We start from the raw sequence: 17366 nt of genomic DNA, 5'->3' as shown, positions 1-17366 counted from the left end.
GGTCGATATCCCGGAGGCCGGATTCTTTTAGTTTATCGTTTACGAACAATCTGTTATGGCAAAAACGCCCTACATAACGGGGGTTGGGGCCCTGTACCTGGGTGGCTCTCGACCTTTGCCTGTTGGTTCGGCTCTTGCTTTGATCTTTTTAGCTTTTGTCTTTCAATCCGTCGATGGCAAACATATAAACAATAAGAATTTACCCTATAAAATCAGTCGGTTATCGCAATTCGGCCCTACATAGTGGGAGAGAGGGTCCCTGCCCTACAAGGCCCCGACCTATATCGTCCCGGCCGTGGTCGATCGCTCAGTCGATCGCGACAGTCCTTCCAAATCCATCCCCTTGTGACCAGCTTCTTTGATTGCCGCCGGTAAACACCAAAGCTAGAATCTTTATAAAAACAATACGTTAGGACGGATCACCCCTACATAGTGGGAGAGAGAAGTCCGTACCTGGTGAGGCCCCTATATCGCCTCGTCCCTATCCAAATGATCCATGGTGAGGGTCCCGGCCCCCGCCAATGGTCGTGTTTCGGCCTCCTACCTGTTTGTGAACGCCAATTTTTGACGATGCACACAAATCTAGGATATGTTTCCTACGTTACTGGGTATTGCAGGAAAAACAACCTGCACAAGTTTGAATGTGGCGGCGATGACCTTCCCCTGCCCCGGACTCGCAAAAAGGGTCGTTTTGAACAGGGACAGAGACGCTTGAGTTTTGTCCACTTCGCGCCGCAAGGGCCTATGCGAAGAGCCCAAAGCGACGGAGTTGCGGCATTCTGCGTTGTGTGTTATATAATATTCATTATATATTTGGAGGCTGATATGCAGACGCTCAAAGTCACCACCGTGGGGGCCTCGTCGGGAGTTATCCTGACCAAGGAGGTCATGGCGCATCTGAAAGTCAAGAAGGGTGATACACTCTATCTGACCGAGGCGGCTGACGGTAGTTATCGCCTGACCCCCTACAATCCGGAATTCGCGCGGCAGATGTCGCTCGCTGAGGACATCATGCACGACGATCGTGAAGTTCTGCGCGCGCTGGCAAAGTGAGCGATCCATCCAATCCGCCGCCCCTGAAAGACTGGCGCTGGATCAACCCGGCCGTGATTAACGCCGTCCACGACCGGCAGCTTGCTGAACACGGCGGCTCCGAGGGTGTTCGCGATGCTGGCGGCATCGAAAGCGCGCTCGCCCGCCCAATCAATCTTGCGCACTATGGTGCACCCGATGCGGCTGATCTGGCCGCTGCTTATGCCTATGGTCTTTCGAAGAACCATGGCTTTGTGGACGGCAACAAGCGCACCGCGTGGATCGCGGCACGCCTGTTCCTGGCTGATAACGGCTACCGCCTCAATTTCGATCCACTTGACGCAATCCGTATCATGGAAGATGTCGCAGGTGGGGTCGTGACCGAGGCCGAACTTGCCGGTTGGTTTCGTGACCGGCTGCTATACTCAGACGAGGGCGAAGTTCAATGATCGCAGCCACGCTAAAGCACTTCTCGCCCTCCGGGCTGAAACTGACGACGCGCGATGATAGCAGCCTCGCGCCAGGAACCGAGCTGCAAACATTATGAATGCGTGGCGCGTCCAACGGGCCAATTCATGCGCTGCGGTGGCGTAATATCGTTCGGCGTCCGTAAAGGTCTCGAAAGGTGGCAGTAGGATATAGCCGGGCTGAAGGGCATAGAAAGCCCCCTGGCTTTAACGACGATTGTCGGCGCCAAGCCTGGAGTGCCGCCAGGGCGGACAAAATGGACTCCGATTTGCTGCAGACGCTTCCAGAGGCGCTCCCGGCTGATCAGCGACAAGCAACTGGCCGCCGCGACCGTCAACCATCCTGGCCGATGATCCTAGTTTCCACCAAAGGACCTTGAATTGCGGCACCGTCGCCACCTCGCGCGATGCGGTGACCCTCTCCGCAATAATCAATATCTTCGGAAAACTGGCTCTGCAAACCGGCCTTGGCTTGGCTCCCTGACTTTCAAAGCCGTTTCGCTTTTTGATCCCTGTTTCTCGAACCCCGGCAGCAGCAGATTTGCTTTCCTCCACGGTCGGTATCCCGGAGGCCGGATTCTTTTAGTTTATCGTTTACGAACAATTCCTTACCGCAAAAACGCCCTACATAATGGGGGTTGGAGGGGTCGGGGTCTGTGAGCCTTGGGGGGCTCTCGTCCTCCTGTCGTTGGTTCAGCTTGATTTTTATCTTCTTGATTTTCTTGTCTTTGAATCCGTCGATGGCGAACATGAAAAAACTAAAGGAATTTGCTTTAACATCAATAAGTTATCGCAGTTCGGCCCTACATAGTGGGAGAGAGGCCCTGCCTCCATAAGGTCCCGACCATATCGTCTCGGTCCAAGGCCGATCGATCGGTCGATGGTTATAGTCCTTCAAATCCATCCCTTGTCGGTGACCGGCTTCCTTGATTGCCGTCAGCAAGCACACAAGATTCAAAGGTTTTTTTCATTACAAACAAGATGTTATGATGGATCTCCCCTACATAGTGGGAGAGAGAAGGTCCGTCCCTGCAAGGTCCCCAATATATCGCTCGTCGCTACCAAACCGTCCATCGTGCGGGTCCCGGCCGAAGTTCGGCCTTTTACCTGTTTGTGAACGTCAAATTCTTGATGATGGAGCCGAAAATAGGGCAAACTTCCTACATAACCGGGTATTGTAGGAAAAAACAAACTGCACCAAGCTTGAATGTGGCGGCAATGACCTCCCCTGCCCGGACTCATCGTCCGTCGGATGTTTCTTGCCTTCCCGGATTTAAAAAAAGGACAAGCCGCCGGATCCGACAGCGGGCTGTTGCTTGAGACGATACTTTCAAAAAGACCCATCCCTGTTGCGCTGTCCGGTCTTTTTTTCATCCATTGCCCTTGTCTCGCAACAACATCTCGCCTCCTCAAGCACCATCATTGCAATTATTGCTTGAACTCGAAATTTTCACCCGCATATGCCCGGTTCGAAACCGCTTGTATTGGATTTTGATGAAACTTTTTGAAGGCCGCTGGGCCAACAAGGACAATTTCAATGGATATGCATTCTTTCAACGACACGAACGAAAACATCGACAGCGAAACGCGAGACGAACCCTTGTCTTACGACTGGCGCCCCACCTCCCCAATCGACCTCGCTCAGATCGATCAGCGGTGGTCGAAGAAGCAGAAGAAGGCGGCAGAAGCCATCATCGCGCAAATCTACCGCGTCGCCGTGGAAACGCCCGGCCGCTGGATCAGCTACAGCCGCACCAAAGCCTGGTGGCATAAAGACCGCTTCGCCAAGACACCGTACTCGTACAGCATCGTTACCGGCATCGTGCAACGCTTGGCCGACAACGGCTTGATCGAACACGACCGTCGGCCCCCCGGTGAACGTGGCCGGCAGAGTCGTTATCGCGCCTCAAATGACTTCATGAGCCGGATCGCGGCGGAAGGCTTTGCAGTCGATTACCATCCATTTTCCCTGCTGCGGCTGAAAGATCACAACAAAAATCTGATCCCGTACCAGGAGACGACCTGGACCGAACGCGCCACGAAGATCCTGAAAGAAATCAACGACGCGACCGTCGCCGCCGATATCGACTGCCCGAACACGACACAAATTCAACGCGCCAAAAATCAGTATCACCGCATTTTCAACGGCTCCTTCAACGCCGGCGGCCGGCTGTATGGCCCGTGGTTTCAGAACATCCCGAAAGGCAACCGGCCGTCGATCACCATCGACGGCGAAGCCACCTCGGAAGCGGATTTCCCATCTCTGCACGTCGGCATGCTGTACAACCTTGTCGGCGGGGTTCCCGACGGCGATCCCTACGATATTTGCGGATTTGAGCGCGACGCGGTCAAGATCGCAGTCAACATTCTGATCAATGCGGAAAAAAGGCGCTCCGCGTATGGCGCCATTCACCACGGACTCGCCGCAAAATTTGGGCTCAAACCGCAAAAATTGGTCCATGCGATCAAAAAGCGCCATCCCCGGATCTTGCGGTTTTTCGGTTCTGGTGCCGGCCTTTATCTGCAGCGCCAGGACGCCGACATCGCGCTTCAGATCATCCAGTCGTTGCTTTCAAAAAATGTTGTTGCGCTCAACATTCACGATAGTTTTCGTGTTCAAGAGCAGCATCATGGGCTTCTAATCGAAACGATGGAACGAGCGCTGAGCGATTATATCACCAGCCCTGCGGCCGGTCGCAAGGTTCTGAAATTTATCGGACATAAAGACGAGACACCGCCGCCGAGCAACGCAGAAGTCTGTCTGCGCTTTTGTCCCTCGGATCATGAGACCGTCCATATCCCGGCTCGCACCTTGAGCGGCAGCAGCGATTTTGAATCTGCACTTGAACGTACCGGAAACTGCCAGGGTGCAGCACTTGCGCGGGCATTAATGACCCATCTCGGCGCCGGCGCGGCCAATTCGAACACGCATCCCTTGGGCCAGGAGGCGATCCGGCGCCGGATTTATGCAGCCGCCGACACCGTTGCGGTCCAGCCGAAGCCGTCGACCGGCATGGCCGCTTGACTGCGCCGTAAAGCGTTCAAAAAGTCGGCCTGAAAAAGCGTCCAATGACCCGGTTTCAAATCGCCCCATTGCCGGACGCCACCTGACGGTCCGCGTGGCGGGGTGATCTTTTATCCACGCCCGGCGATCCGGCGGGCCATTTCAAACGGTTTTGTTCATCCGACAAAGAATTTCTGCCCTTGAAGCCTTTTGCGCCCGGCATTGCCCCTCCCGGTCGATCAAATCCGCCATTTCATGGATAAAGGCATTTTCCGAACCCAAAAGGGGATTTTTTACCGCCGTTCCGGGTTTTTTCAAGCGCGGTTCAGGGCGTTTTTTCAGGGGGCAGACTCATGTGCCGTTCCTTGTCGCCAGCCCGCCTTTTGCGGCGGCGACGAAGGAACAGCCCATTCGAGTTTCCCCTCGTTTTCGTCGTTTTTCTTTGTCATTTCAGGAGAACAAACGATGAACAATCATCTCAACACGACGCTGACCGAGATCTACCGCACGGTCGGGCGTCATGCGCGCAACTCCGCCAATCCCGACGCTGAGGATCATTTACAAGAAGCCATGATCGCAAGTCTCGAGCGCCTGGCGGCGGGCACTATCGAGCATCCGAAAGCGTATGTCAGCAAAGCATACCGCCGCAACTCCAAGCCATCGACGAAGATGAAGGCGACGGTCGCCATCGGTGATGTCGATGGGGAATTCCCATCAACAGCGCCGGATCCGGAGCGCCAGGCGATCGTCAATTGTCGCTTGCGGCGCATCGTGCGCGAAAGCAGCCGCATCGACCGCTCGGTCTCCCTTGCCGCTCTCTTCGGTGGTGAGACCAGCAGCGACCTTCCGGGTAAGGCAAAAGTCCGGGCAAGCCGACTCCGCAATAAACTCAAGGAAAAGATGGCGGTCGAGTGAAACAAACCGCTCGCAATTTCCCTCTTCATTACAGAACCAACAACAAAGCACAGGCAATCATCGTTCATGCCTGATTGATGAACGCCAACTCAATGACCGATGCGCTCCCGACCATACTCGGCACAACCACTCAAGGTAGATTCTTTATGAACACCCCAAACGCCATGATCGGCAATTTCAAATGTTTGACGCCCTGCCGCCCGCGGGCGCCGTGACCGTCCCTCCTCCTTTTTGAAATCACCACCCTTTTTTGTACCCCGGAGACCACATCATGACCTTTTTAACCGCCGTCACCATCGTTGCCGACGACACCACGCCGGTCACTGCATCAAACATCATCATCAATCCGAGCCGGAAGTCGGTTTCCGGTCCCCACGCCATCATGCGCGCGTGTCACAACATCAGTGTGCCCGATGGCGAGGGCGGCGATTTTTGCGACGCCGCGAAATGCCTCGACGCGGTCCTGACCTGGTTGCCCGACGCGTGGAGCGCGCCTGAAACTCTCGGCTTCATCGAAGCATTGGCTTGGGCGCGTCACGAAAAGAATATTCGCCCCCTCCAGATCATCCGGCGCAATCAGTATCGGTTGCCCGTCGCATGGAATGCCGATGCCGATGACTTGGCGGATCGTTTCAAAAAAGTGCCGGCCGACGAAGCGGCCGAGTTTCTGGCGGCGGTTTTTCGTCTTTTTCTGATCGTCGACGATCCTGTTGCCGTGCTTGAACCGCTGCTCATTGACGACATGCCGATCGATCCTGCCGCCCTCCTCGACTACGCCCCTCACTGATCAGCCCCTTCCTTCGGAGCCAAGCCGCGCCTTTCGTGCGGCTTGGGCCACCCTTATAACGCGAACTATTGGTGATAAAATGACGAATTTAGAGAAGATCGTAACCCTCATTGTGGCCGATGCGCGCGAGTACGGAGAGCCGCCGCAGGTTCGAATTCGTGCTGATGACAACGATGTCGTGCGGAAACTCCCGGACGAATTCGGTCCGATAGCCGATAATCTGGAAGCCATGCGGCTGACACATATGCACGCCCCCCGCTTTGAAGGTCGGCTTGGATATTTGCGTCAGGAAGCCAATGCCGAGACGATGGCTGAAAACGCCGCTCGCGCTTTCGTTGACGCCCTTGAAGGCATCGGACTGACAGCAACGGCTTCGGGAAAGCGTCAACGCCAAAGCGAGGATTCGGCGGACATGATGACGAGGATTACTGTGACCTTGCAGATCGCCGCGCCCGACGCGCCCAATGAGGCCGCCGAATAATGTCTTTGCCGGCACCTCCCGATCGTCGGATCCCGTCGACGATCAGGGGTGCCGGCCGCGTTGCGGCTTGCCATCCCTGGAAAGGCGCTACCCAATTTTTATGAATCCGGCGCGAACCCCAGTTCACAGATCAGACTTCGTGAACAAGGGGATAAGCATGAACAGCCAGAAACGTGAGTCCGACGACGATAATTTTTCACAACTACAGCTTCTGACACTACGCCAAGTCTGCCGATTGGCGCATCTCTCGGAACGCTCCGTGCGCAGCGCGATCAAGCGCGGCGAGCTGCGCGCAGCGAAAGTCGGCGGCCAGTGGCGCGTCTCCATTCCCGCCTTCGGCGCCTGGACCGGCGTTGACCCGGACACGCTTTCAGCCGTGCAAAACACCAGCAGACCCCCGGAATAAGGCCCCATCGCCGGCATTATGAGCGGCGATTGCCCTCTCGGCAATCGGCCGTCCTTCAAGGGGCCGTGCGTTCGTCATTTGAAAGAAAACGCGTCAAAGTTTGAAAACGGTCAAAGCCGTCGCGTCGACCTGCCTTCAAAAACAATCAAATTCCGCGCTGGGTCATCAAGGCCGAGTTTCAAGGTCTTCCTGACGGAAATTTCAAAAACGGCGGTTTTCCGGGGCGGAGCGCCGAGAAGCTGCGCCTTGAGGATCCGCTATTTGAATTTGAACACGCTGCAAAAACCGGTTTTCCCGTTTGATTTTGAAGTCGCCGCTGCCGGCGGCGTCCCTTTTTTGTAACTTTTTGATTTTCTCCCCTTCGCCACCCAAACACCTAAAATATCCTGAAAAAACAGTGTTTGCGCCATTCTTGTCTTTGCTTGAATAAAAATATCCATCTAAGCCTTGTACCAGTTGTTTTTTGAAACTAAGTCCCATTCACCCAACACAGGGCCGATAAATTTGAAAAAAGGACACGATCATGGAATACATCAAAAAGGGCCTTCCGGAAGATCCGGAGATCAACGCATCTTTTACCACGACGTCGATGCAATGTGCACGTGGCGCATATGGAGAAATCATCTCGTTTCCGGGATCTGGTATTGGTTACTATGAACTTCTGGATCAATTCAAGGAATGCCTGCCCGAGAGTGGCGTTCTCTATAAGAGCCGGCGCTGGTTTGAAACACGCAACTTTGATTTTTATGGCTTCGATCCCGGTCAGGGCGACAACGGTGTGGCGTTGATCCAGATCCGACAGTCGTTGCACGATCGCGATCAGAAGCGGTGGACCAAAACTCGCAAGAATTACGTCATCTGTGGACGCGACGAGGGACAGACGTTCGCGCACGAGGTCGGCTATCACGCCGCCCGATCGCGCAAGGCGATGACGAACGACCCCCGCGATGCGGTTCATGCCGCCCAGCGCTGGGTCTTCGACGTCACGCAGAAGCAGCTCATGAACAGTCTCAACAAGCGCATGCGCCAGGGTGACGTGCTTCTTGTCGAACAGAAACGTGGCCCGGCGTCGATTGTCGAGGAACTCGGACGCGAATTCACCGCGATGCGTCATAGCATCCGCGCAAGTCGCATCGTACGCGACGACGATGGACAGCTCTGGGCGATCGATCCGGCACTGCGTCATCTCGGTCACGAGCATGACCCGGTCTATGCCGACGTTCCGGACATCTGGCATAGCGTGCGCATTGGCCAACGTCTCGAGTCACGATATGAAACCTGGGATTGAAGAATCTCCGCTTGCGAAACCGGTGCTGTTCAAGGCGGTGCCGGTTTTTTTGGGCCATTCATCGAGCAGATGTCTTTCGCTGATCGGCGAACGCAAGCCTTGTTCCACCCCCAAAAAGTTTGCCGGAAGCTTCCGGATTTTTCCGTTGTTTTCCAGTGTGTTACCGTTCCGGCGTAAAACGGGGACTTCGAGATCGGATCTGTCTCAGCGTCACCGTTTTACGCCGGCGCGCTTGTCTGCCGGACCTTGCCGGAAGCTGCCGCCACATGTCTACGCCCGCCGGATCGTCGACCGTGGCCGGTCACCGACTGGGCATTGAAGCCAAACCTTGTCCAAAACCCACAAGCCCGAGCCACGCCGCTGGAAGTCGGTCACAGGAATTCACTGTGCGACAGTCCAGAGGTTGTTCAAACAGATCGAGCTGCCCTCCAGATTGTAGGAAGCGACTGCCAGCGCTATCTACCAGCCAATGCGATCCAGGCTGCGATGATGCGCCTTGCGGCCGCCGATATCATAGCCGTTCTGCGAGATGTGCGGGATGATACCGAGTTTGCGCAACCTGGTTACGGGATCCGCTGGGTCATTGCCCGTCAGCCCTGGCAGTCATCCGCCGGGGCCGACGGGCTCGTTGCGTGGTCGCTCCGGACAGAACCGGATGTTTCCGTCCCTGAGCAAATCGACCGTTCCTGTCCAATCTGTGAGAAAAGCTCTCTCTCTCTCTCTCTCTCTCTCTCTGGACATCCGAACAGCGGCCTCAATCCAATGAGGTCACATGACCTTGCGGATCTGATGCTCCTGCTGCAACCCCTCCTGCGTATAAATCAGCAATGGCTGCGGGGTAGCACTTGGCGTGAGCACACGGTCCATCGTGCTATCTTCAACACCCAACTGGAACGGCGTTTCCGTCCCATCCTCGAACCAAATTGTGACCACCTGCCGACCGTTGTTGACACCGAGATCAATCTCAACTGCCTTTGCTGTGGCCATCTCCGCAAGGAAGTGTTTCTGGTTGTCGGGGACCAGAAGGCGCCATGCGCCAGCATTCCCACTCAAGAAGAACAACCCGTTTTGAGCAGGGATTGAATCCCAATAGTTAGTTGATGAAATCAGGCTTTTATTGTTGCGGATTGAAATCATTTTTCATTTCCTTACGTTGTTGTGACGCGTTATTGCGACACAGCCCAATATAGGGAAACGCGTTCGCCCATCAAGAAATTGGGCAAGATTTCCTGAAAATGCCTTATTTGCTCATGCCGGCCACCCGATCTGGGCATCATTTTTGGAGAATAAGGCATTTATTCTCGGATTTGCGCTCGACATGGCCGAGCTGACACTCAACCCCGGACCAATTTTTTTTATCGTCATTGAAGCCTTACCTCCCTTGGACACGCCGGAAAAGAAAGAGGGAGGCGGGATGGGTCGAAGCGGAGGCGTCGCCCTTTCGGCGACGACGCCTCCCGCTCCCCCCATCTCCAAGGAAGATGATGATGACAAAGACATTGAACGATCTCGATATTCTGACGACGCTGTTGCCTACGCACCTGACCAAGACGGACATTCACGCGGCGCGCAAAGCCATTACCCGAGCGCATGCAGTAGCCGACAAGGCACTTACCGATATTCCGGCTTGCGAACTTGAAGCCCTTCATGCTCGCGCCGTCGGCGCATCGGACCTCGGCTGGAAGACGCTCGACGGAGAACGTCGGGCGATGCGCAAACTGCAGTCTCTTCCCATGGCGCCGGCTGCCCTGACGGCGGCGGTCGCTGCAAACACAGCGACCCTGGCGGATGCATCAGTCGCTGTCGATCTGCAGACTCAGGCACCCGACCGCAAAATCCGAATTCGGGGCGCTCTGACGCGGTTTGCAGACGTTCTGAACAGCGAGTTGGCGGAAATTCCGGCCGTCGAGCGCCGGATCCGAACGTCTTTTGATGGCCTCACGGCGATCGATTTCGGCGTCCGGCAACAGAGCTTCGACAACATCAAGTCGATGCTCTTAGGCGCAGTTCGGCTGGTCGATCGCCACGGCCACCGCCGCTTGAGCGCCGATTTTCTGGTCGGTCCCTGGCGGCGCCTGGTTGACGGCCTGCCAGACGGCCAGGCACGCGCGAAGCTGTGGCGTCTGGTCTCATACTGTTACGAACGCGACATCCAGCCCGATGCCGTCGACGACAGCACCGTCGATGCGTTGGAAGCGGATCTCGCCGCAAGAAAGATCAAGGGTGCGCACGAGACGGTTCGCGCAATCGTTTATGCGTGGGAAGAACTGCAGAAGAGCTGTGAAGGCTTTCCCCGTCAATCGCTCGCACGGCGGTACCGCACAGGTGTCGACCGCTGGAATCTGCGGTTCGATGATTTATCGGCGCCATTCAAACAGTCTTGGTATGCGTTCGTTGAACGCATGACGGCGCCGGGGGCGGAGGATTTCGATCCCGCATCCGTCTTTGACGATTTCGACGACCTGATCGCGGGTGTCGAGCACGCACCGAACCGCCAGTACGCACCGGGCACACTGCGATCTTGGAAAACCGCGATCGCATACGCCGCGCTGGCCGATCAGGCCCCCTCAAAGCTGAGGGACATTGCCCAGGTTCTGACGCCAGAACATGCTGTCGGTGCGCTAAAACATGCGCGTGATCGCCAGTCGCGGCGGGCCGAACGCCAGGACGGGAAGCCCTCGGAGCAGCGATCGGCACAGCGTCGCAATATCGTCTCCGCGCTTCTGACTGTTGCGAAGATTCACGATGTCGACGACGCATCGCTGGAGAAGCTCCGGCGCTTGCTCTGGCGTGTCCACCCGCATATCCGCTCGGAGCAAAAGCAATCAGACGGTATGGTGAAGCCGGTTTGGCAGAGCGGATCAGCAATGGGCTCTCGACATCGCGATCGGCTCAGAAAGTTCGCCGATCCGGCGTATCTTGAAGCGTGGCGGAAGGCTCCGGCGGCTTTGTTGAGGCCGGCCCATGCGGCTGCCGCCGCCGGCCGGGAACCGGATCAGCAGTCTCTGCTCGATGCCATGGTCGGCTTGCTCCATCTCATCCTCCGGTCCGCGCCGCTGCGGCGGGCTAATCTCTGTCAGTTGCGGTTCCGGGGGCCTGACCAGAACGTGAAGCTGCCAAGCGGCGAGGGAAAGGCAACGCTCTGGCTCGCAGCGGAAGAAGTCAAAAATCACGAGCCGCTGACCGTCGAACTGACAGAGAAAGCAACGACGGAGCTGAGGTTCTGGCTTCGCCATTTGCGCCCCGTGCTCGCGTCCCGGGTCGGCGCAAGTGCCGAGAACCCGTTCGTTTTTCCCGCCAAAGGCGCCAAGCATCGGGCACTGGAACTGATGAACATGAATTTCGTCGACCGCAACAGGCGTCTGGGCTTCGAGCTCAATCTCCATGCAAGCCGCCATCTGGCGGCAAAAATCGCGCTGGATGCGGGCGTCGACTGCGCTGTTATCCAGAAACTTCTGGGTCACAAACGGCTCGAGACGACGCTGCGCTACTACGCTGAAATCGCAAGTCTCACTGCACAACGACAATACCAGTCCGCGCTGCTCCAACGCTACGCAGCCGAAGACGAAAGGAACAAAAAATGAATATCCACATCGACGCCAGCCCCGCCGCAATCGCGGCGGGGTGCCGAACCTGGCCGGAACATCAACAAGCCGCCTGGATCGCGGCGCATGACGTGCGAAACGAGTTTGACGACCTGCTCAGCGACGGCGCCGGCCGTTCGTGGAAGCCGGTCACGCGGTATACCGTCGCCCGCGTTTATACACGGCTTCTCGCAATCGCCGACGCCGAAGACCTGTCGCCGGAGCTTTCCCCGGCCACCGTCAGGGCGCTGATCGGTGACGCTCAAATGAGAGGCTGCCGACTATCCACGATCGTCGGCTATGTCTGGGCTCTCTTTCGTGTTGGCCGCGTGATCGCGCCGGACGACGATTTTAGCTGGCTCGCTGCTGCCGGCCGACGCCTTCAAACGGAAGCGGAGCGCCACACACCGCGAAAATCAGCCACGCTAAAACAAGTTTCGGCGGAGGAAGTCTGGGCGCTTGGAATAGGCACGATGACCGATTGTCTGAGCGCACCGCAGCCCCACACAGTTTGGTCATGGCGTTGCGTGCAAACGTACCGCGACGGGCTTTACCTCGCGCTGGGCATCGTCGTGCCCGAACGGCGGCGAGCATTAGCGGCGCTGCGTTGTCCAGCGATCGATCTGGAGGCCGCGATGGTTCGGTTTGCAGCGGTGGATCGGAAGACCGCCACGGCGGCGGACTATCCTCTGCCGCCAGCATTGCTGCCGTTTCTCAGCACCTGGATTCATGACATCTTGCCGGCACACGGCGCTCAAGACGATACATTCTGGATCGGAAAACGCGGCCGGCCCGCCGGCGCTCCAGCGCTCTATGCCGCAATGCGCAAAATGACGGCACAAAAGCTCAGCGTATCGCTCAGTCCGCACCGGCTTCGCGATCTGGCGGCGACGTTTGCTGTTGAGAGGATCCCCGAAATCCCGATCGCGGCGCAGTCGGTGCTCGACCACAGGTCAGCGGACATGACACGCCGCTATCAGCGCACCGCAAGTCAGATCCTGGCAGGACGGCGGTACCAGGCGGCAATCGATTGAGCGATGAAACGCCGGAGCAACTCGAGAAAAGCCCGGATCAACCGTCAAAACGGGGGCTGCGGCAATGGAGTCCGGACCTTGCCCGCCGCGCAGGGTCCGGACATCCGCTCCGGCGTTCATCAGAACCGGCTTGTCGTTACTGCCGGTCGTCTTGAAGCGTGACCTCGATGGCGCCGCTGTCATCGCCGGTGTTGCCGGCGACCAGGCGCAAGGTAAAGCCGCAAGCCGTTGCATACCGGGCGATTGTGCCGGTATCAGGCATGCCGCCGTAGGCGCCTTCGAGCCGCGAAACGAAGCCTTTATCCCACCCGGTTTCGACGGCGAGAGCTGTCTGGGTCAGACCGGCCTGTTTGCGCATGCGCACCAGCATCTGCGCGATCGACCGCTTCTGCGCCGTCCGGCGAAGCTCCAACTGAACTCCGGGGTTCTCATCCTCGATATCCCGGCGGACATCGGCAAAATCCCGCAGTCTGTTCATCACCAGCGTCCTCTCAAAGGGCCATCACCGGTACGATACCCGAGTTGATCCGGAAATCAACTCGGATATCCCTCCCCGCCATATCGGCCGTGATTTTGAGCACCGGCCTTGGCTGAGGCGAATGGTGCTTCGCCCCGACAACCGACCATCGGTGATGTCGATCATCATTACGGTACCGGTGTTGGCATCGCCAGGAAACCAGGCAAACAGAACTCGGATGTGACGACGCTATCGCATGACTGATCGATACGCGCCCTTTCAGTTCAATAATTGATCTGAAAATCCGGATGATCGTTATTCATTACTGTCTCTTATGACGGCATAACGGGCAAGCAAACCGACTAATTCAATGTGACGCGCATTTTTAGTTTTCTGCGGGCGATCCTAATTCGCCCTCATGAAAAATTCATTGGAACTCTTCGCCGGTGCCGGGGGACTGTGCATTGGCCTTCACCAGTCTGGATTTCAAGCAAACGCTGTCATGGAATTCGACTCTCATTGCTGTGACACCATTCGCCGGAATCAGGACGCTGGCCACTCGCTGGTCTCGTCGTGGCCGCTGTTGCAAGGCGATGTCCGCGACGTCGATTTTACCGCCTACAGAGACAGGATTGATCTTGTCTCCGGCGGCCCGCCCTGCCAGCCGTTCTCGCTCGGCGGACAACACAATGCGCAGGAAGACCGCCGTGACATGTTTGGTCAGGCTGTCAGAGCCGTTCGCCAGACCCGTCCGCGTGCCTTCATATTCGAGAACGTCAAAGGTCTGACGCGCCGAAGCTTCAGCGACTACTTCCGGTACATCCAGCGACAGCTCGAGCATCCGGATCTCACGCGTCGGGATGAAGAGACCTGGGCGGATCATCTGTCACGGCTTGAAAACCATCACAGCCACAGCAAAACTGGCGGCCTGAGCTACCGGGTTTCGGCGCAGGTTTTGAATGCCGCCGATTTCGGCGTGCCGCAGAAGCGCGAACGGGTGTTTTTCGTGGGTTTCAGAGACGATCTAAATGTCGATTTTCAATTCCCTCGTGCCACACATTCGCGCGAGGCATTGCTGTGGGACATGACCCATGGGAGCTATTTCGACCGCCATCAGATCGCGCGCGACGGTCGACATTCACCCTCAGGCCGGACTATAGGGGCCGACGAACCGGTGACCTTGCCGTGGCGGACAGTACGCGATGCCCTCGCCGACCTTCCCGACCCCGAAACCGAGCCGGACGCCGCAGCGGCGTGGTCGGGACATGCGTTCAAGCCTGGCGCGAAATCCTACCCCGGTCACACTGGTAGCCCCGACGACGAACCGGCAAAGACGCTGAAAGCGGGTGTCCACGGCGTCCCGGGCGGAGAAAACATGCTTCGCCGGCGCGACGGCAGCGTCCGACATTTCACGGTGCGTGAATGCGCGCGGCTCCAGACGTTTCCAGATGACTACCGATTCCATGGCTCCTGGTCGCAATGTGTACGCCAGCTTGGCAACGCCGTGCCGGTCGCGTTGGCCAAGCTGGTTGGGACGGCCGTCATAACTGCTCTGGAGGACCAGTAATGCGACGCGGGATTCTTAGCGGGCGCCACCTTAAGGCGCATGTGAACCCGTCGCGATTACATCAATTGACGATCTGACCGACGATATCCCGGCTTCCCTGATCCTTGATCAGGGCATCAACCCGGACATCCAGCCGAATGTCGGAGATTCTATAGAGGGCAGCGCCACCGGAGGTGTTGTCTTCGCAAACCCCCGTCGCCTTGTGTCTCGTCTTTTTGTTGCGGCGCTGATTGACCAGTATGAGTCGGGCATCACCTTGAATGGTTTTCCAGTGTTTGACCGTTCGGACAATTTTCTCACCCTGGCGATCGAACCGCCCATCTCCGAGATATCCCTTGATATCACTCTCCGGCAGCATCGCAGCGCAACTATCAATGTCGACCAGTCCCAGATTCCCCGCTTTCAGACGGGATGACACCAAAGCGCCTGTTTTCTCCAGACTGACCGGATGAACAACAGAGGCCATTCCCCCTATATGCGGGCAGGATGAAAAATCGCGCTCGGAATAGACCCTTTCGGCGTCTTCGATATAAGAGGTTCCCGGACCGTATTTCAGGGCAAAGTCGTTGGCGTAGAGTAATGCAAGAGCGCTCTTTCCTGCCGCCTCGTCACCGTAAATCTCCATGATGGATCCAGGTACGAGCCCTCCACCAATCACCTCGTCCAATTCAGGGATCGATGCCGTGCTTGAACAACCGTTCCGGCGCCTCGCTTTCACAATCTGGCTTGCCGGCAAAGGCCACGCTTCTAAGGCCTTTTGCAAGAACCTGCCGTTCCGCCGCATCAATCATTTTCAAGATCTCCGGTGCATATCTTCTTCGAGAATTTCGAGCCTCGGAACCGTGGCCCCTGTGCGTTCTGTCGATCTGAATTTCCTGCGGCACCGCTTCGGCAAAGAACCAATGCGATCCCTGACGCTGGGTCGGTCTGACAGCCACAATATAGAAATCGCTATGCACGAAATCAACCAAAGTACAGCTTCTTTGCGGTGTCGCTCCAGCAGAACTGCTCGGAACGGGAATTGGTCGAGAGCTAGCTTCAAGTTGAGAAAAAGCTCCGACGATGTGTCGAATCAAGACTTAAGTAGGAACAATATCCTAATAAAGCTGCCATCGCCCCCATTTTCTCCCACATAATCCGCCATTCAACCGTGAAGAACTCAAGTTGCATAGGGCGTTCTTCCTATTCCCGGCATCACTCGTCGTTGGGTCTGGTAGATTCGCAGGGTTGCACTGGTAGATTCACAGGTTTGCACTGGTAGATTCGCAGGGTTTTCGGCGTAAGTCGTTGTTATATAAGCGTCAATCGGCCCCGAAGTTAGGGAAGGTTAGAGAAGGTAAGGAATATACCGGGCTCTGCCCGTTCAGGCTTCGCCTGGGTTGTTTTGGTTCAGGGGGAGGTGGCGGCGTTCAACTCAACGTGCAATTTTTTTATTTCTGATGCCGATCTTACTTCATCCGGAGTGAGTGAAGTAGACGGAATTCGCCCAATGAACAATTGCGCCAGATCGACGACTCGTGCCCAAAACGTAAAGGGATATCGACATATCGCCGACGCGGGGGTGCCTGGCGTTACTGATGGAGGCGCGATGGCACGTGACGCACTGATTGCCTTTCCGTTGGCAGACGGGCCGGTCCTGTTAATGACGGCCATTCTCGACCCGGCCGGGCGCAATCCAACTTGTTCGCCCCCCAGCAATGCACGGACAGGCAAGCAAACCAATGCCGCCCTCGGACCGGCCGTACGGCAGCGCCGACGCGTCCTGGCGGTCGTCATCAAGGCCAAGCTCCACGCGGTCAACACCGGTGTTGCGACGGCCGAAGTTGAGTTCCGGGCGCATATCGTTTCGCCGGACGGGCAAAGCATTGGACGCTTACTCCAGCCGCAACTTCGCGCCGCACACGATTCTGGCTGTATATCGACACCGCTGTCATGCGCTGGAGGTGATCATGAATGAAACTGTGGTCCCTTCGCGTATTGCGGACCTCCCAGATCTGGCCACGCCGTCAGAGGTGGCGAGCGTCTTGCGCTGCCGAGCGAGGACGGTTCAGAATGAATGCCGCGTCGGTCGGATCGCATACACGCGCATCGCAGGGCGCTACCTCATCAGCCGGGAAGCGGTATACGACTATCTGAAGGAGCGGACTGTGCCATGCCAAAACGGAACAAAGGCGCCCACCTTAACTGGCGGCAAGACAGAAAAGTCTGGGAGGTTCGATGGTTCGATCGTGGCCGTCGACGCGCGCGTTCAACGGGCACTTCAGACCGCCGCGAAGCTGAGACCCAGCTCGCGCAACATCTCATAGAATCAGAGCCCGCCGGCCCCCGTGATCCATCTCAGAGG

General features: G+C 56.9%; 18 protein-coding genes and 1 pseudogene. 12 read left to right on the top strand and 7 right to left on the bottom strand.

Annotated elements, in window-relative coordinates:
• Window positions 1-825 precede the first annotated feature (825 nt).
• Both ABZ728_RS19920 and ABZ728_RS19915 read left to right on the top strand, forming a co-directional pair.
• Window positions 826-1053, top strand: a complete 228-nt coding sequence (locus ABZ728_RS19920) for a transcriptional regulator (RefSeq protein ID WP_366658085.1) — start codon at window positions 826-828, stop codon at window positions 1051-1053.
• Window positions 1050-1481 carry a type II toxin-antitoxin system death-on-curing family toxin gene (locus tag ABZ728_RS19915; RefSeq protein WP_366658083.1) on the top strand — a complete coding sequence of 144 codons (432 nt, stop codon included), beginning with the start codon at window positions 1050-1052 and terminating at the stop codon, window positions 1479-1481. The genes ABZ728_RS19920 and ABZ728_RS19915 overlap by 4 nt, the downstream gene beginning before the upstream one ends.
• On the opposite strand, the pseudogene ABZ728_RS19910 reads toward ABZ728_RS19915, so the two are convergent.
• Window positions 1458-1691 (bottom strand): annotated as a pseudogene (locus ABZ728_RS19910) (zincin-like metallopeptidase domain-containing protein); the annotation flags it as partial. The gene ABZ728_RS19915 and the pseudogene ABZ728_RS19910 overlap by 24 nt on opposite strands.
• Before the next feature lie 1345 nt (window positions 1692-3036).
• On the opposite strand from ABZ728_RS19910, the gene ABZ728_RS19905 reads away from it, so the two are divergent.
• The 3 genes from ABZ728_RS19905 to ABZ728_RS19895 all read left to right on the top strand — a co-directional run bounded on the left by ABZ728_RS19905 (window position 3037) and on the right by ABZ728_RS19895 (window position 6205).
• Entirely contained in the window at window positions 3037-4524 is a 1488-nt protein-coding gene (locus ABZ728_RS19905; protein WP_366658081.1) for a hypothetical protein, read from the top strand.
• Window positions 4525-4968: 444 nt separating this feature from the next.
• Window positions 4969-5418 (top strand): hypothetical protein, encoded by a 450-nt coding sequence (locus tag ABZ728_RS19900; RefSeq protein WP_366658080.1) that lies wholly within the window; start codon window positions 4969-4971, stop codon window positions 5416-5418.
• Between the two features lie 271 nt (window positions 5419-5689).
• Window positions 5690-6205, top strand: a complete 516-nt coding sequence (locus tag ABZ728_RS19895) for a hypothetical protein (protein WP_366658079.1) — start codon at window positions 5690-5692, stop codon at window positions 6203-6205.
• An 88-nt stretch (window positions 6206-6293) separates the two neighbouring features.
• On the opposite strand, the gene ABZ728_RS19890 is transcribed toward ABZ728_RS19895, so the two are convergent.
• Window positions 6294-6701: a hypothetical protein gene (locus tag ABZ728_RS19890; protein WP_366658078.1), complete on the bottom strand. Its 408-nt coding sequence runs from the start codon at window positions 6699-6701 to the stop codon at window positions 6294-6296.
• Between the two features lie 142 nt (window positions 6702-6843).
• Here ABZ728_RS19890 and ABZ728_RS19885 point away from each other — a divergent pair, with 142 nt between their 5' ends.
• On the top strand, window positions 6844-7092 hold the full coding sequence (locus tag ABZ728_RS19885; protein ID WP_366658077.1) for a helix-turn-helix domain-containing protein: 249 nt from the start codon (window positions 6844-6846) through the stop codon (window positions 7090-7092).
• Window positions 7093-7293: 201 nt separating this feature from the next.
• Here ABZ728_RS19885 and ABZ728_RS19880 read toward each other — a convergent pair whose 3' ends face one another.
• Window positions 7294-7572, bottom strand: coding sequence for a hypothetical protein (locus ABZ728_RS19880; RefSeq protein ID WP_366658076.1), 279 nt, complete (start codon window positions 7570-7572; stop codon window positions 7294-7296).
• A gap of 43 nt (window positions 7573-7615) precedes the next feature.
• On the opposite strand from ABZ728_RS19880, the gene ABZ728_RS19875 reads away from it, so the two are divergent.
• Window positions 7616-8380 carry a hypothetical protein gene (locus tag ABZ728_RS19875; RefSeq protein ID WP_366658074.1) on the top strand — a complete coding sequence of 255 codons (765 nt, stop codon included), beginning with the start codon at window positions 7616-7618 and terminating at the stop codon, window positions 8378-8380.
• Between the two features lie 768 nt (window positions 8381-9148).
• Here the strand turns inward: ABZ728_RS19875 and ABZ728_RS19870 are convergent.
• Window positions 9149-9517, bottom strand: a complete 369-nt coding sequence (locus ABZ728_RS19870) for a hypothetical protein (RefSeq protein ID WP_366658073.1) — start codon at window positions 9515-9517, stop codon at window positions 9149-9151.
• A 350-nt stretch (window positions 9518-9867) separates the two neighbouring features.
• On the opposite strand from ABZ728_RS19870, the gene ABZ728_RS19865 reads away from it, so the two are divergent.
• Both ABZ728_RS19865 and ABZ728_RS19860 read left to right on the top strand, forming a co-directional pair.
• Entirely contained in the window at window positions 9868-11964 is a 2097-nt protein-coding gene (locus ABZ728_RS19865) for a site-specific integrase (RefSeq protein ID WP_366658072.1), read from the top strand.
• Entirely contained in the window at window positions 11961-12998 is a 1038-nt protein-coding gene (locus tag ABZ728_RS19860; RefSeq protein WP_366658071.1) for a tyrosine-type recombinase/integrase, read from the top strand. The genes ABZ728_RS19865 and ABZ728_RS19860 overlap by 4 nt, the downstream gene beginning before the upstream one ends.
• A gap of 136 nt (window positions 12999-13134) precedes the next feature.
• Here the strand turns inward: ABZ728_RS19860 and ABZ728_RS19855 are convergent, their stop codons facing one another.
• Window positions 13135-13476 carry a helix-turn-helix transcriptional regulator gene (locus ABZ728_RS19855; RefSeq protein ID WP_366658069.1) on the bottom strand — a complete coding sequence of 114 codons (342 nt, stop codon included), beginning with the start codon at window positions 13474-13476 and terminating at the stop codon, window positions 13135-13137.
• Between the two features lie 397 nt (window positions 13477-13873).
• On the opposite strand from ABZ728_RS19855, the gene ABZ728_RS19850 reads away from it, so the two are divergent.
• A complete protein-coding gene (locus ABZ728_RS19850; RefSeq protein ID WP_366658068.1) occupies window positions 13874-15022 on the top strand; it encodes a DNA cytosine methyltransferase in 1149 nt (382 codons plus the stop codon).
• Between the two features lie 61 nt (window positions 15023-15083).
• On the opposite strand, the gene ABZ728_RS19845 is transcribed toward ABZ728_RS19850, so the two are convergent.
• Both ABZ728_RS19845 and ABZ728_RS19840 read right to left on the bottom strand, forming a co-directional pair.
• The gene (locus ABZ728_RS19845) at window positions 15084-15680 is read right to left on the bottom strand and encodes a hypothetical protein (protein ID WP_366658100.1); all 597 of its coding nucleotides are present in this window, start codon (window positions 15678-15680) and stop codon (window positions 15084-15086) included.
• 10 nt (window positions 15681-15690) lie between these two features.
• On the bottom strand, window positions 15691-15993 hold the full coding sequence (locus ABZ728_RS19840; protein WP_366658067.1) for a hypothetical protein: 303 nt from the start codon (window positions 15991-15993) through the stop codon (window positions 15691-15693).
• A gap of 428 nt (window positions 15994-16421) precedes the next feature.
• Between ABZ728_RS19840 and ABZ728_RS19835 the strand changes: the two genes are divergently transcribed.
• Both ABZ728_RS19835 and ABZ728_RS19830 read left to right on the top strand, forming a co-directional pair.
• Window positions 16422-16979, top strand: a complete 558-nt coding sequence (locus ABZ728_RS19835; RefSeq protein WP_366658066.1) for a hypothetical protein — start codon at window positions 16422-16424, stop codon at window positions 16977-16979.
• A complete protein-coding gene (locus ABZ728_RS19830) occupies window positions 16972-17328 on the top strand; it encodes a helix-turn-helix domain-containing protein (protein ID WP_366658064.1) in 357 nt (118 codons plus the stop codon). Before ABZ728_RS19835 ends, ABZ728_RS19830 begins: the two co-directional genes overlap by 8 nt.
• Window positions 17329-17366 lie beyond the last annotated feature (38 nt).

This window comes from Fodinicurvata sp. EGI_FJ10296, from assembly GCF_040712075.1.
GTDB lineage: Bacteria > Pseudomonadota > Alphaproteobacteria > DSM-16000 > Inquilinaceae > JBFCVL01.
This window is presented reverse-complemented; position numbering and strand designations above follow the sequence as displayed.

What these genes read in the sequence shown, in the direction of transcription:
- ABZ728_RS19920 (WP_366658085.1), top strand. Translation starts at nt 826, where the DNA reads ATGCAGACGCTCAAAGTCACCACCGTGGGGGCCTCGTCGGGAGTTATC.
- ABZ728_RS19905 (WP_366658081.1), top strand. Translation starts at nt 3,037, where the DNA reads ATGGATATGCATTCTTTCAACGACACGAACGAAAACATCGACAGCGAA.
- ABZ728_RS19900 (WP_366658080.1), top strand. Translation starts at nt 4,969, where the DNA reads ATGAACAATCATCTCAACACGACGCTGACCGAGATCTACCGCACGGTC.
- ABZ728_RS19895 (WP_366658079.1), top strand. Translation starts at nt 5,690, where the DNA reads ATGACCTTTTTAACCGCCGTCACCATCGTTGCCGACGACACCACGCCG.
- ABZ728_RS19885 (WP_366658077.1), top strand. Translation starts at nt 6,844, where the DNA reads ATGAACAGCCAGAAACGTGAGTCCGACGACGATAATTTTTCACAACTA.
- ABZ728_RS19880 (WP_366658076.1), bottom strand. Translation starts at nt 7,572, where the DNA reads ATGGGACTTAGTTTCAAAAAACAACTGGTACAAGGCTTAGATGGATAT.
- ABZ728_RS19875 (WP_366658074.1), top strand. Translation starts at nt 7,616, where the DNA reads ATGGAATACATCAAAAAGGGCCTTCCGGAAGATCCGGAGATCAACGCA.
- ABZ728_RS19870 (WP_366658073.1), bottom strand. Translation starts at nt 9,517, where the DNA reads ATGATTTCAATCCGCAACAATAAAAGCCTGATTTCATCAACTAACTAT.
- ABZ728_RS19865 (WP_366658072.1), top strand. Translation starts at nt 9,868, where the DNA reads ATGACAAAGACATTGAACGATCTCGATATTCTGACGACGCTGTTGCCT.
- ABZ728_RS19860 (WP_366658071.1), top strand. Translation starts at nt 11,961, where the DNA reads ATGAATATCCACATCGACGCCAGCCCCGCCGCAATCGCGGCGGGGTGC.
- ABZ728_RS19855 (WP_366658069.1), bottom strand. Translation starts at nt 13,476, where the DNA reads ATGAACAGACTGCGGGATTTTGCCGATGTCCGCCGGGATATCGAGGAT.
- ABZ728_RS19850 (WP_366658068.1), top strand. Translation starts at nt 13,874, where the DNA reads ATGAAAAATTCATTGGAACTCTTCGCCGGTGCCGGGGGACTGTGCATT.
- ABZ728_RS19830 (WP_366658064.1), top strand. Translation starts at nt 16,972, where the DNA reads ATGAATGAAACTGTGGTCCCTTCGCGTATTGCGGACCTCCCAGATCTG.